Here is a 14,134-nt window from a genome sequence, read left to right as displayed (position 1 = left end):
ACGACGCGGTGTGGGTGCGCCGCCACAGCGGCGCACCCACACCGTCGTCAGGGTGCCGCCGTCCTCACGGGCTGGTGCAGGTGAGGGTCGGCGTCGACGGGCTGCCGCCGCCGGTGAAGCCGAACGTCGTCGAGGCGGACGCCCCGAGCGAGCCGTTGTAGGAGGCGTTCTTCACCGTCACGGCGGAGCCGCTGGTGCTCAGCGTGCCGCTCCAGAGCTGGGTGATGCTCTGCCCGCTCGCCAGGGTCCACTTGACGGTCCAGCCGTTGATCGCCGAGCTGCCGGCCGTCACCGTGACCTCGCCCTGGAAGCCGCCCGACCAGGAGTTGGTGGTGCGGTAGACCGCGCTGCAGGCGCCGCCGGGGGTCGGCGTGGGCGTGGGCGTCGGGGTGGGAGTGGGGGTCGGCGTGGGAGTGGGGGTGGGGGTCGGCGTGGGGGTGGGCGTGGGCGTCGGAGTGGGGCTCGGGCCGCCGGAGCCGGTGAACTGCCACCAGTTCACGTTGAACAGGGTGCCGCTGCCGCCGGTGTACCTGAAGTACAGGTCGTGGGTTCCCGTCGCGCCGTTGACCGAGCAGGAGACGGTCGTCCACGCCTGCCAGCCGCCGGTGCCCGGGACGGAGCACGTCCCCACCAGCGTGCCGCTGGTGCCGTCCAGGCGCAGCTCGATCTTGCCGCCGCCGGCGCCCGAGGCGACCCTGGCGTTGAAGGTGGTCGCGCCGCTGCCGAAGGCCACGCCCTTGACCTTGACGTAGTCGCCGTTCTCGATCCAGCCGACGTTCATGCCGCCCTCACTGGCGGCCTCGGTCTCCACGCCGGACTCCCAGGCGATCGTCTCGGCCTCCTGCCGGACGTAGGGGTCGAGCGTGCCCACCTGGGGAGCGCCGGTCGTGGTCATGTTGATCGTGGGAATGGTGCCGTCGGATCGGTAGCTGAACTTCTCCACGGCGACCGAACGGGTGTAACCGCCGCCTCCCGGCAGCGCGCCGTTGTGGTAGAAGAAGTACGAATTGCCCTTGTAGTCGATGACGCCGGGGTGGTTGGTGAAGCTGCCGCCCTGCGTCGGCATGATCGTTCCCCGGTAGGTCCACGGGCCGGTCGGGCTGGTGGCCGTGGAGTAGGCGATGAACTCCGAGCAGCATTTGGCCGCGAACACGATGTAGTACAGGCCGTCGCGCTTGTAGACCCACGGCCCCTCTTCGAACAGGGTCGGCCGGTTGGCGTCCCCGCTGCGGCTGCCGAAGCCGGCGGTGGTGAGCTGGATCTGCGACACGCCGCCCGAGTAGGAGATCATGTCGGTGTTCAGCTTCACGTACGACAGGTGCGGGTTGCCCCAGTACAGGTAAGCCTGGCCGTTGTCGTCGATGAACACCGTGGGGTCGATCTCACCGTTCTCCACCAGCGGGCGGCCGATGGCGTCCTTGAACGGCCCGGTGGGACTGTCGGAGACCGCCACCCCGATGGCCATCCGGCCGGTCGACCGGTTGGTCGTCGGGACGTACCAGTAGAACTTGCCGTTGCGGTAGATCGTCTGGCCGGCCCACGCGTCCGACTTCGCCCAGCTGAAGGTGGCGACGCTGAGCGGCGAACCGTGGTCGGTCCAGTTGACCATGTCGGTGGTCGACCACACCCGCCAGTCCTTCATGGTGAAGTACGTCGAGCCGTCCTCGTCGTGCCCGGTGTACAGGTACAGCCGGCCGTTGTACTCCAGCGGAGCCGGGTCCGCGGTGTAGACGGTCTGGACGATGGGGTTGTCCGCCCGGGCCGCGGCGGCCGGGAGCAAGGTCATCATGCACAGCAGGGCCGCGAGCCAGGCGGCTGCGCGCCTGAACCCCGCTCTGGCGGGCTGTGGAATCGCTGGTCTCACGTTCACTCCTGAGGTGGTGAATTCTCCCTCTGCGCCCCGTCGTCCCGGGGAGCGGCCCTCTGGCGGGCGCCGGGCCCCGCACGTCTCCGAAGACGGGATCCGATGCCTGTTAGCGCTAACATCGGTGCCTCATGGTGCTCGTGCTCACGGGAGACGTCGTCGGCCCGCCTGTCCGGCGATCACGATCGGCCCGGCGCCTGTTACCGCTAACACCAACCGCGTCGAGGCCGGGGGCGTGATTGGTGGTGTGCGGCGGAGCAAATATGACGCGGCCCGGCCCCGTCAAGGCGGTGCCGGGCCGCCGGGCGCTCCGCGCCCGCGTCTACCTGGGCCAAGCCGGCTTACCCGCCCGGTCTCCGCCGTGAATATTTCAGCGGTCCCGTCCGGAGCGCGAGTCGCTCCGGACGGGACCGCCCCGGCGGGGCCGGAGGATGTCAGGCGCGGGCCCAGCGCTGGTTGGCGCCGCCGTTGCAGTCCCAGATGACGATCTTGGTGCCGTTGGCCGTGGCGTTGTCGGCCGCGGTCAGGCACTTGTTCGCGCCGACGGCGGTGATGGTGCCGTCGGAGTTGAACCGCCACTTCTGGTTGTTCTGCCCGTTGCAGTCCCAGATGATCACGCTGGTGCCGTTGGCCGTGCCCGCGCCGTTCACGTCCAGGCACTTGTTGCCGTAGACCCGCAGCTCACTGGCGCTCGTGGAGCTCCACTGCTGGTTGGTCTGGCCGTTGCAGTCCCAGATGATGACGCCGGTGCCGTTCGCGGTGCCGGCGTTGTTCACGTCCAGGCACCGTCCCGACGCCGTGCCCTTGATCGAGCCGCCCGCCGGCAGGGTGGGCGTGGGGGTCGGGCTGGGCGGGGTGCCGCCGCCGGACACGATGTACATGGCGGCTCCGTGGGCGGGCACCGAGGCGCTGATCGTCCCAGAGGAGGAGCCGGTGGTGTGCGCCCACAGGTCGCGCACCGAGTAGGAGGAGCCGGAGCCGAGCCCGAGGGCGGTGGCGGTGGTGGAGACGGTCGCGGTGCTGGTGCCGCGGTTGAGCAGGACGGTCGCGACCGAGCCGTTGGACATGGGCTTGCGCCACACCTCCAGGTTCCCGTTGTCGCTGATCTTGGTGCCCTGCCTGCCGCCCCAGTCCTGGTTCACCGCGATGACCTCGGTGTTGGTCAGGGTCGTGCGGGTGTCGGAGCTCATCGAGCGGATGTCGTTGCCGGCGATGAGCGGGGCGTTCAGCAGCGCCCACAGGCTGAAGTGCGCCCGGCCCTCGGTGGCGGTCAGCGAGCCGACGCCGACCTCCAGCATGTCGGGGTCGTTCCAGCCGCCGGGCCCCGAGTAGGCGTCCAGCCCGACCTGCTGGTCCAGCAGACCGGTGATGGAGTTCCAGTTGGCCTGGATGTCGCCGGTGGTCCGCCAGGAGTTGCCCGTCGCCATTCCCCAGGTCCAGACGCTCTCCTGGCCCCAGTTGCACAGGCTGTACAGGATGGAGCGGCCGGTGGCGGCCAGCGCGTCACGCATGGCGGTGTAGCGCTGCTGGCCGTTCTTGCCCTGGTGGTCGCCGCAGTTGTCGTACTTCAGGTAGTCGATGCCCCACGAGGCCCACAGGTTGGCGTCGCGGCGCTCGTTGCCCAGGGCGGCCGGATACCCCGCGCACGTCGTGGTGCCGGCCGAGGAGTAGATGCCGAGCTTCAGCCCCTTGCCGTGCACGTAGTCGGCCAGGGCCTTGATGCCGCTGGGGAACTTCTGCGGATCGGCCACCAGGTCGCCGTTGGAGTTGCGGCTCTTGGTCGACCAGCAGTCGTCGATGTTGACGTACTGGTAGCCCGCCGCCGCCATGCCGCTGGACACCATGATGTCGGCGGTCTGCCGGATGAGCGTCTCGTTGACGTTGCAGCCGAAGCTGTTCCAGTCGTTCCATCCCATCTGGGGGGTACGGGCCAGCCCGTTCTCCAGCGCGGCGACCGGCGACGTCGCGCCGCCGACCGCGACCAGGGACCCGGCGGCCAGTGACGCCGCCAGCGCCCATTTCAGAATCCTGCGCATCTGATTCCTCCGTGATAAGCCGATGATCGTGGTCGGTGCCGTTCTCGTCCCAGAGGCCCGCGCGATGGGGCGGCCGTCGTCACCACGGCCGGCGGGACGGCGCCCATGCACGGCGGCCGGTCGCGGCGAGGGTGGCGGACGGGATGTTAGCGGTAACATTCACTGGACGGGGCCGGCCCCTCGCTCGTGGACAGGTGATGCGGCGGAGCAAATACGATGTGCTGAGCTGCGTCAAGCGCCGGCCCGGGTGCTCGCCGGCGCCGCGCGGGACTCCGGCCGCTCCTTGCTGGGCCGGATCACATCATCCGCGAGCGCCTTGTGCTGAAAGTTTCATCGTGATGCCGCACCGATGCGCCACTTGTTTGAGCTCGGGGGACGCGGAGGGGATCGCCGGAGCGCCCCACCCCTGTGGCAGGTGTTATCGCTTGCGCCACGAGGTGAAGGGAACCCTTGCAAACATAATACGTATGGTCTTATATTTCGACCCGATGAACAGCTCGTCAACATGACCGTCCAGACAGGGACACTCCTATGGTCGATAGCACAAAGGCGGGACGTACGCGCCGATGGATGGGCATCGCCGGTGCCGGGTCCATCGCCATCGCACTGACGGTGGCCGGCTGCGGAGGCGGCGGCGGCGCCTCCTCCGGGTCCAACGGGGCTCCGAAGGCCGCGCAAGATGACAAGGCCCCCATCACGGTGTGGGTGGACGCCGACCGGTCGAGCGCGGTGGACGCCTTCAAGAAGGCCAACCCCGACGCGAAGCTGAACGTGGTCACCTACGACGGCTCGGCGAACGGCTCCAACTCCTTCCGGACCAAGATCCAGCTGTTCGACCAGGCGGGCAGCGGCTGGCCGGACGTGGTCTTTTCGTCGCAGAACAACGACGCGGCGTGGGCGAGCCAGAAGACCAACGGCAAGCAGGCGTACGCGGCCGTGCTCAGTGACGGGCTGGTTCCGCAGAGCACGCTCGACAACTTCACCAAGGGCTCGCTGAACCCATGCACCGTCGAGGGCAAGGTCTACTGCCTCCGCAACGACCTCGCGCAGGTGGTGCTCTGGTACAACAAGAGCCTGTTCGACAAGTTCGGCTACTCCGTCCCCACGACGTGGGAGGAGTACCAGGCGATCGGTGAGAAGGTCGCCCAGGAGCACTCCGGCTACATCGTCGGGACCGTCGGAGACGCCTTCGCCCCAGAGATCTACATGTGGAGCGGCAAGTGCCAGGCGAACGGCGTCACCGGTCCCAAGGAGGTGACGGTCAGCACCGGCACCAATGAGTGCAAGCGGGTCGCCGCGATGCTCGACACGCTGGTCAAGAACGGCACCACCCCCAACATCAGCGTCTTCACCCCCGAGTTCGTGAAGAAGTACGCCGACAAGGTGCTCATGATGCCGGGCCCGGCCTGGTACGCGGGCGCCATCTTCAACAACCCGCAGTCCCTCAACGTCCCCAAGGGTCAGCTCGGCGTCGCCGCGCCGCTGGCGTGGAAGGGCGAGGAGGCCGTGACCGGCAACGTCGGCGGCGGCACCTGGTTCGTCAGCAGCCACTCCAAGAACCTCAAGGCGGCCGAGAAGTTCGTCGAGTTCGTCACGACGGCGGACGACTACCAGGTGAACCTCGCTCCCGGCTTCCCGGCCTACGCTCCGGCCGCGGACAAGTGGATCAAGAAGCAGGAGTCGAGCGGCTACTACGCCGGCGACCTGCAGGCGCTGGTCAAGGCCGGCTCGGAGATCTGGACCGGATGGGGTTCGGGGATCTTCAGCCAGGAGGCGATCTGGGCCAAGACGGTCACTCCCGCGATCGCCGGTGGCAAGAGCCTGGTCGACCTGCTTCCCGAATGGGAGACCGCCATCAAGAACCAAGCCCAGGTCAATGGTTACACGATCAAGTGAGATGACGACGGCGGGCGAAGCCGCCCCGCCGGTGGTGAACGCGCACAGGCGGCCGGCCGGCCGCGGTGACGGCGCAGAACGCAGCGCGATGAGCTACGCCTTCATCGCCCTGTACGCGATCCTCGCGGTCGCGTTCGGGATCATGCCCGCGTTCTACGCCCTCTACCTCGCCTTCACCACCGGCGACGGCGGCTTCGCCGGCGTTGACAACTTCGTCAAGGTCGTCGGCGACTTCCGTTTCGGGCCGGCCGTCACGCACGTCGCGCTGTACCTGGTGATCTGGCTGGTCGCCCTGGTGGTGCTGGTCTCGTTCCTGGCCATCGTCGTGCACGCGGTGCGCGTGCGGTGGATGAGCCGGACGCTGCGCTTCATCTTCTACCTGCCGGGCGCCCTGGCGGGCGCCTCCAGCGTGCTGCTGTGGCTGTTCGTGCTCGACCCGACCGCGAGCCCGGTATCCGGGCTGCTCCACCTGCTGGGCTTCTCGAGCTTCGTGCAGACCATCGTGCCCGGCAACCTGCCTCCGGTCTTCGCCATCATCGCCTTCTGGACCGGCGCCGGCGGCTGGATCGTCATCATGTACGGCGCGCTGAACAACATCAGCCACGACGTGATCGAGGCGGCGCGCATCGACGGCGCGACCACCGTGCAGATCGCCTGGCGCGTCCAGCTGCCGCTGCTGCGCAAATGGATCTCCTACATGGGCATCATGTCGCTCGCCGCCGGCACGCAGCTGTTCGTCGAGCCCCAGTTGCTCTCGCAGGCCAGCAACGCGGTGGTGCCCAACGACTATTCGCTCAACCAGCTCGCCTACCAGTACGCCTTCCAGCAGAACGACTTCAACGGAGCGGCGGCCATCTCGCTGCTGCTGCTGGTCATCGCCCTCGCGCTGTCGGCCGTCTTCGTGACGCGCGGCGGCCTGTTCGAGAGGGGCTGAGCCCATGACGACAGTGGACGCCGGCCGCCACGCCAAGAGCCGCAGCGGCCTGGGTGGCTGGAGCGGCCGCACGATCGTCGCGGTCGTGGTCGTGGTCTTCGTGCTCTTCTTCGCCATCCCGATCGTCTGGCTGCTGCTGGCGACGACGAAGTCGGCGCGCGGGCTCATCATCGACAGTCCGTTCCTGCCCGGAAGCCTCGGCGAATTCGCCGCCAACTGGGACCAGCTGTTCGGCTTCCAGGACGGCGCGGTGACCGCCTGGGTGGGCAACTCGGCGCTGTACGCGCTCGGCGCGCTGGTCATCACGCTCATCGCCAGCATCCCGGCGGGCTACGCGATGGCCCTGACGGAGTTCCGCTTCCGGCGGCTGCTGCTGGTGCTGACGCTGATCGTGATGCTGATCCCGAACACCGCGCTGGTGCTGCCCATCTTCCTTGAGCTGAACGTGGTGGGGCTGATCGGCAGTCCGCTCTCGGTCATCCTGCCGATGTCGTTCTTCCCGTTCGGCGTCTATCTCACCTACATCTACTTCTCGACGAGCGTTCCGCGTGACCTGCTCGCGGCGGCCCGCCTCGACGGGTGCAGCGAGCTCCAGGTGTTCACGCGGGTCGCGCTGCCGCTGGCCGCGCCGATCATCGCGCTCGTCGCGTTCTTCAGCTTCGTGCAGAGCTGGAACAACTTCTTCCTGCCCTTCGTGATGCTGCCCTCGAGCGAGGGGTACCCGATCCAGGTCGGGCTGACCTCCCTGCTCGCCTCGACCCCGGCGTTCAACCCCAGCTCCGCCGGGGCCCAGTCCGTGCAGTTGCCGACGCTCGCGCTCGCGACCGTCATCTCGGTGCTGCCCGTGCTGATCGTCTTTCTCTTCGCGCAGCGCTTCCTTGTCGCCGGCATGACGGCGGGCGGCACCAAGGAGTGAGCCGAAACCCTGCCAAAGGAGCAATGTGAAGGTCACCGGCTATCGCAGCCTGACAACAGAGCACGACTGGGGACGCCTGATCGGCGACGCCAACGGGGTCATGCCCGAGCCGCGTACCGAGGTGCACGTGCTGATCCTCGAGACCGACAGCGGTCTCGAGGGGGTCGGACTCGGTGCGCACGGCGACATCGACCGCGTCTTCGGCGCCGTCGAGGGCGAGGACCCCCGGGCCGTCTCGGCGCTTTACGACCGGATGCTGGCCCGGGTGTTCAAGACAGGCCATTCGGGCGCGACGTTCGGCGCCATCGGCGCGATCGACATGGCCCTCTGGGACCTCAAGGCGAAGGCGGCCGGCGAGCCGCTCTGGCGCACCCTCGGCGGCCTGGACCGGTTCGTCCCCGGCTACGCCTCCGGGCTCGACATCGCCCTCGACGACGACGCCCTGGTACGCCTGTACGAGCGCTTCGCCGACCGCGGGTTCAGCGCCGGCAAGCTCAAGGGCGGCCGCAATCTGGCGCACGACCTGCGCCGGCTGGAGGCGTTGCGGGACGTCCTCGGGCGCAACTCGGCGCATCCCGCCCTGATGTTCGACGCCAACGAGTCGTGGAACCGTTCGCAGGCGGTCCGGTTCGTCACGGCGCTGGAGCGCACGGTCGACCTCACCTGGATCGAGGAGCCGGTGCGGCGCTGGGACGCGGCCGGGCTTGCCTCGGTCCGGCGGGGCATCCGCGCCGCCGTCGCGACCGGCGAGAACCTCACCGGCCTCGAACAGTACCGGCCGCTGCTGGACGCCGACGCCGTCGACATCGTCCAGGTGGGCAACGTGTGGGGCATCACGCACTTCCTGCGCGTGGCCGCCGTGGCCCACAGCCTCGACCTGCCGGTGAGCCCGGTGGCCTACCACGGCAACCCCCTGGCGCACGCCGCCGTGGCGGTGCCCAACCACCTGACCTTCGAGGTCCAGGACCTCTCCTCGCCGGTCGGTCTCACGATCGACCAGGAGTTCGCGGACGGCGGGATCGTCCTCGGCGACGAACCGGGCATCGGCATCCGGGTGGACGAGGAGCACATCAACGCCGTGCGCGCCGCCAACCCGCCGGCCGCCACCACCGGGCCGCATGTCCGTCCCAACCGGGCGGGCCTGCGCATCGTCCCCGACTCGCGTCAGGACGAGCCCCTCGGCGCCCCCGCGGTGGAACGGGTGGGGTCGTGAGCGCCGGGCGCCGCGTCGAGCGCCACGCCCTGGTCGTCGGGGTCCGGCCGGAGCGCCGCGAGGAGTACCTGGAACTGCATCGCGACGTCTGGCCGCAGGTGGAGCAGACCCTGCGCGAGGCGAACGTGACCAACTACTCCATCTTCATCGTCGGCGACACCCTGTTCGCCTACTACGAGTACGTCGGCGAGGATCACGCCGCCGACATGGCCCGCATCGCCGAGGACCCCGTGACACGCGAGTGGTGGACCCACACCGATCCGTGCCAGGTGCGCATCGTCGAGGAGCGCGATCCCGGCGCCCTGTGGCAGCCGCTCGACGAGATCTGGCACCTGCCGTGAGCGGTTCCATCGACGCGCACGTCCATCTCTGGAACCGGCGGACCGACCCCCAGCCGTGGATCGACCCGGCGACGATGGCGGCGATCGACCGGGACTTCGCGCCCGGCGATCTGGAGCGGATGCTCGATTCGACGGGCATTCAGGCCGCCGTGGTCGTGCAGTCCAGTAACAGCGCCGCCGAGACGCGGCGGCTGCTGGCCCACCCGAGCCCGCGCATCGCCGGGGTGGTGGGCTGGATCGACCTCACGGGCGATGTCGCCGCGCAGGTGGACGCGCTGGACCCCGCCGCGCGCGCGAGGCTGGTCGGCATCCGCCACCTGGTGCACATCGACCCCGACCCCGGCTGGCTGTCACGGCCCGAGGTGGCGACGGGGTTGAAGGGGCTGGCCGCGCGCGGCCTCGGCTTCGATCTGGTCGTGCGGTCGTGGCAGCTGCCGTCGGCCGCGGCCGTCGTGTCCGCGCACCCTGAGGTCCGCTTCGTCGTCGACCACCTCGGCGGGATCGCCGAGACCGGCGACACCGCCGGCTGGGAGGCCGGCCTGCGCGAGCTCGCCGCCCGGCCCAACGCCTACGCGAAGATCTCCGGGCTGGCCGGAATGCCGCGCGGCGGCGACCGGGCGGGGCTGCGCCGCGTGGTCGGCGTGGCGCTGGAGGCCTTCGGCCCGGAGCGGCTGATGTACGGATCCGACTGGCCCCTCGCCGAGCTCGGGACCGGTGCCGTCGCCTGGCGGGGCGCCGTGGAGGAGCTGATCGGCGAGCTGGCCGTGCCGGAAAGGCAGGCGATCTGGTCGGGCACCGCGTCGGCGTTCTACCGGCTCGGCGCCTGACGGCGGGGGCGCGGATCGGCTGGACCAGGAGCCGCCGGGGCGTGCCGGTGATCGGCCCCGGCGGACCGCCGCTTCGGTGACCTCACCCACCTCGTGCGCGGCGGTGTGGCGTCCCGGGCGGGGCGTCAGGTGACCGGGACGGCCGTGGCCGAAGTCACCGCTGCACGCGCACCCGTGCGCCCGGAGTCACCGCTGCACGCGCACAAGTGCGCCCGGTGCTATCGCTGCAGGCGGACGGGTGCGCTTCGGCCGGTGCGGCGGACCAGCCACGCCTCGGTGATGTGGGTGAACATCGCCTCGGCGGCGCCCGCCGGGTCCCTGGCCGCGATGCGCTCGTAGACGCGCCGGTGGCCCTGGTTGGAGGCCACGCACAACGCGGGCTCGGTGCGGCCCATGTAGCGGGCGGTGTTGATGGCCTGCTTCTCCAGGGAGCGGACCACACCCCTGGCGATGCGGTTGCCGGACCTCTGCATGATCGTGTCGTGGAAGGCGCGGTCGTGGTCGGCGTAGGTGAGCGGATCCTCCACCAGTTCGTCCATGCGGTCGACCAGAGCGCGCAGCCGCTCGACGGTCTCCTCGTCCGCCAGGCGCGCGGCGACGTTCGCCATGTCGGACTCCAGCAGGCGCCGGGTGACGACGAGGTCGTCGAGGATGGCGAGGGACTCGTCTTCGGCGATGGTCACCCCGAGGACGAGTTCGTCGAGCATGTCCCAGTTCGTCGGCGGAGTGACGAGGGTGCCGAAGCCCTGACGGACCTGCACCAGGCCCTTCTCCTGGAGGATCTTCACCGCTTCGCGGATGACGGTCCTGCTGACCGAGAAGGTCTCGCACAGGTCGGCCTCGCGGGGCAGTGCCACGCCGGGAGGGTGCACTCCGCGTACGATGCGTTCCACCAGCTCGGCGGTGACCGCCTTGGCGAGATTGGCCGGTCGTCGCGCCCACGCCGGGGGAGTGGTAGCACTCACCTCTGCATGCTGTGATGCCGTCATGTCCCCTCCGGATGGCGCGCCGCAGACGGCGTCACGACTTGACCCCCACTGTACTTCACCGTAAAGACATTACACATCATACGGGTGATGTTTGGCGAGCCCCCCTGTCCGATGTCGCTCCGGTCAGAGCCTCGGCCGTGATCGCCGCCGGTGCGCCGTGACGAAGAGCCCGGCAGGCGGTGGTCGCGCGCGTCGGGGCGGAGGCGGCCGGGCCGCCTCCATGAAGCTTTCATGCCCCTGCGGGTCCGCATCCCTGCGGAGCGGTGAACGGGCCCGGCGGCTTGGCCTGCGCGTCTACCGGGCGTGCCGCCGGCGTCTGGTCCCCGCCTCCGCTCTCGCGCGGCGGGCGCGGCCGCGGACACCCTATTGACGGCTTACGTCATACGAATTACCTTCCGCAGCAGAGGGCCGGGATCACCGGCCGCTCTGGGGAAAGTGAGCGGCGATGGGCGGCGGGCGCCGTGGCCGGCGGTGCCGGTCGCGGAGCGGCCGCGCGCCTCCCGGCACCGCTTGACGAAGACCTGCGCCGAACCCGCTGGACCGGCTTCGGTAGGGCGTTCCGCCTTCCGCACCCCCCACCCCTATCAGGAGGTCCCATGTTGCAATTGTCGAAATCCGTGGTGCGGAGGTTGGTGTCGGCCGGGGTCGCCGCGCTGGGACTGACCGCCGCGGCCGCGCTGGTGGCGCCCGTCCTTCCCGTCTCGGCGGCCACCACGACGCTCTACGCCTCCCCTTCCGGCACCGGCACCGACTGCACCGCCGCCCAGCCCTGCTCGTTGACCGGCGCGCAGACCGCGGTGCGGTCGCGCGTCGGCGGGATGTCCGGTGACATCGTCGTGGAGCTGGCCGACGGGGTGTACCGGCAGTCCGCGCCGTTGCGGCTGACCGCCGCCGACTCCGGCGCCAACGGATACCAGGTGGTGTGGCGGGCGGCCGCGTCGGCGCACCCGGTGATCAGCGGCGCCAGGGCGGTCACCGGCTGGTCGATCGCCGACTCGGGCAAGAACATCTGGCGGGCCAGTGTCGGGACCGGGATCGACGCCCGGCAGCTCTACGTCAACGGCGCCCTCGCCACCCGCGCGCGCACCCAGGTCAACCGGGGCGACTTCACCGCCGGCAGCACGGGCATGAGGTTCAGTAACTCCGCTTTGAGCTACCTGAACAACCTCGCCAACCAGAACCGGGTCGAGATGGAGAGCATCGGCTCCTTCACCGACCGGTACGTGCCGGTGCAGAGCATCAGCGGCGGCATGATCACGATGCAGCAGCCCGCCTGGAACAACAACAACTTCGGCTACGACGTCTTCGCCAGCCCGCACCGGGCGGGGCCGCTGTACCTGGAGAACGCCTACGAGTTCCTCGACTCGGCGGGCGAGTGGTACATCAACCCCGGGACCGGCGTCCTGTACTACATCCCGGCCTCCGGGCAGAACATGAGCAACCTCAGCGTCGAGCTGCCGGTGCTGCAGTCCCTGGTCGACGTCGGGGGCACCTACGACGCGCCGGCGCACCACATCACCTTCAGCGGCATCACCTTCACCGGGACGAGCTGGCTCGGCCCGAGCAGCAACCAGGGATTCGTGGACCAGCAGACCGGCTCCTACATCGCCGGCAACTGGAACTGGCCGAGCTTCGGCTCCTGCAACGAGGGCTGCCAGCAGTTCGAGGCCGCCCGGCCGAACTGGTTCCAGATGCCCGCCGCCGTCCAGGTCTCCGCGGCCAACAACATCACCTTCACCGACTCCCAGTTCACCAACCTCGGCCAGACCGCCATCGGCATCGGCAACGACGCCAACGCCCACGCCAGCGGGGTAGGCCTCGGCGCAAGCAACATCACGGTCACCCGGTCGGAGATCGCCCGCAACTCGGCGGGCGGCATCGTGATCGGCGGCGTGCGCGCCGACGCCCACCACCCGAGCGACCAGCGCATGGTGAACCGGAACATCACCGTCAGCAACAACCGCATCCACGACCTCGGCCTGGACTACCGCGGCATCGTCTCGGTGCTGCCCACCTATGTCAGCACCGCCCTGATCTCGCACAACGAGGTCTACAACCTGCCCTACACCGGCATGTCGATCGGGTACGGCTGGGGCGCCAACGAGCCGGGCGGCAACACCTCGTACACCAACCGCGGTCTGTACAACTACCAGCCGCGCTACACCACGGCGACCACCGCCTCCAACAACCAGCTCGTCGGCAACTACGTGCACGACGTGATGCAGCAGATGACCGACGGCGGGTGCATCTACACGCTCTCGTGGAACCCGAGCGCGGTGATCAGCGACAACTACTGCCTGCGGACCAACGGCTACTTCGGGGTGTACTTCGACGAGGGCTCCAAGTACTACACCGTCCGCAACAACGTGTTCTCCTCCATCGGCACGTGGGCGACCGCCAACTACTGGGGCGGGGAGAACATGGGCAACTTCACCGTCACCGGCAACTGGACGAGCAACAGCAGCACCAACATCACCAACGGCGACCGCGGCAACGTCGTCAACAACAACGTCACCGTCTCCAACGGCAACTGGCCGTCGGGCGCCCAGTCCGTGATGGCGTCGGCCGGACCCCAGAGCGGCACCCCCTCTCCCTCGCCGTCACCGAGCCCGGGCACGGGAACCGCGATCAGGGGCACCGGGTCGGGCAGGTGCCTGGACGTGCCCAACTCCAGCCAGACCAACGGCACCCAGGTCGACATCTGGGACTGCAGCGGGCAGGCCAACCAGAAGTGGACCTCCACCAGCGCCGGTGAACTGCGCGTCTACGGCAGCAAGTGCCTGGACGTGAACGGCGCGGGGACCGCTGACGGCACCGCGGTCATCATCTGGGACTGCAACGGCCAGAACAACCAGAAGTGGACCTTCAACAGCAACGGCAGCGTCACCGCCGTCGGTTCCGGCAAGTGCCTGGACGTGTCGAACAACGGCACCGCCAACGGCAGCAAGATCCACATCTGGACCTGCCACGGCGGGACCAACCAGCAGTGGACCCGCAGCTGAGCCTCCACGGCTGAGACGCGGCGACCCCGCCGAGGCGACCTGCCTCGGCGGGGCTTGCCGGTCCGTGGCGGAGCGCTCTCTCAACCGCCTGGACGTCGCTCGCCCGCGCCGTCCAC

Annotated in this window: 10 protein-coding genes; 7 read left to right on the top strand and 3 right to left on the bottom strand. The window is 69.4% G+C overall.

Annotated elements, in window-relative coordinates; all coding sequences use genetic code 11:
* Window positions 1-64 precede the first annotated feature (64 nt).
* Window positions 65-1,864, bottom strand: coding sequence for a family 43 glycosylhydrolase (locus tag ABZU32_RS28635; protein ID WP_354926796.1), 1,800 nt, complete (start codon window positions 1,862-1,864; stop codon window positions 65-67).
* A gap of 434 nt (window positions 1,865-2,298) precedes the next feature.
* Window positions 2,299-3,900, bottom strand: coding sequence for a ricin-type beta-trefoil lectin domain protein (locus tag ABZU32_RS28630; RefSeq protein WP_354926794.1), 1,602 nt, complete (start codon window positions 3,898-3,900; stop codon window positions 2,299-2,301).
* A gap of 531 nt (window positions 3,901-4,431) precedes the next feature.
* Between ABZU32_RS28630 and ABZU32_RS28625 the strand changes: the two genes are divergently transcribed.
* The 6 genes from ABZU32_RS28625 to ABZU32_RS28600 are packed head-to-tail and all read left to right on the top strand — an operon-like array spanning window position 4,432 to window position 10,027.
* The gene (locus ABZU32_RS28625; protein WP_354926792.1) at window positions 4,432-5,796 is read left to right on the top strand and encodes an extracellular solute-binding protein; all 1,365 of its coding nucleotides are present in this window, start codon (window positions 4,432-4,434) and stop codon (window positions 5,794-5,796) included.
* A 1-nt stretch (window position 5,797) separates the two neighbouring features.
* Window positions 5,798-6,730, top strand: a complete 933-nt coding sequence (locus ABZU32_RS28620) for a sugar ABC transporter permease (protein WP_354926790.1) — start codon at window positions 5,798-5,800, stop codon at window positions 6,728-6,730.
* A 4-nt stretch (window positions 6,731-6,734) separates the two neighbouring features.
* On the top strand, window positions 6,735-7,646 hold the full coding sequence (locus tag ABZU32_RS28615) for a carbohydrate ABC transporter permease (RefSeq protein ID WP_354835867.1): 912 nt from the start codon (window positions 6,735-6,737) through the stop codon (window positions 7,644-7,646).
* Window positions 7,647-7,671: 25 nt separating this feature from the next.
* Window positions 7,672-8,859 carry a mandelate racemase/muconate lactonizing enzyme family protein gene (locus tag ABZU32_RS28610; RefSeq protein ID WP_354926788.1) on the top strand — a complete coding sequence of 396 codons (1,188 nt, stop codon included), beginning with the start codon at window positions 7,672-7,674 and terminating at the stop codon, window positions 8,857-8,859.
* Complete coding sequence (locus ABZU32_RS28605) at window positions 8,856-9,200, top strand: L-rhamnose mutarotase (RefSeq protein ID WP_354835863.1); 345 nt, start codon at window positions 8,856-8,858, stop codon at window positions 9,198-9,200. Before ABZU32_RS28610 ends, ABZU32_RS28605 begins: the two co-directional genes overlap by 4 nt.
* Window positions 9,197-10,027 carry an amidohydrolase family protein gene (locus ABZU32_RS28600; protein WP_354926786.1) on the top strand — a complete coding sequence of 277 codons (831 nt, stop codon included), beginning with the start codon at window positions 9,197-9,199 and terminating at the stop codon, window positions 10,025-10,027. Before ABZU32_RS28605 ends, ABZU32_RS28600 begins: the two co-directional genes overlap by 4 nt.
* 218 nt (window positions 10,028-10,245) lie before the next feature.
* Here the strand turns inward: ABZU32_RS28600 and ABZU32_RS28595 are convergent, their stop codons facing one another.
* On the bottom strand, window positions 10,246-10,992 hold the full coding sequence (locus ABZU32_RS28595; protein ID WP_354926784.1) for a FadR/GntR family transcriptional regulator: 747 nt from the start codon (window positions 10,990-10,992) through the stop codon (window positions 10,246-10,248).
* 620 nt (window positions 10,993-11,612) lie between these two features.
* On the opposite strand from ABZU32_RS28595, the gene ABZU32_RS28590 reads away from it, so the two are divergent.
* Complete coding sequence (locus tag ABZU32_RS28590; protein WP_354926782.1) at window positions 11,613-14,018, top strand: ricin-type beta-trefoil lectin domain protein; 2,406 nt, start codon at window positions 11,613-11,615, stop codon at window positions 14,016-14,018.
* The last annotated feature ends 116 nt before the right edge of the window (window positions 14,019-14,134 follow it).

Origin of the sequence: Sphaerisporangium sp. NPDC005288, assembly GCF_040607475.1 — a bacterium.
GTDB classification, from domain to species: domain Bacteria; phylum Actinomycetota; class Actinomycetes; order Streptosporangiales; family Streptosporangiaceae; genus Sphaerisporangium; species Sphaerisporangium rhizosphaerae.
The sequence above is the reverse complement of the archived record's forward strand: the minus strand, read 5'-3'. Positions and strand labels throughout refer to the sequence as shown.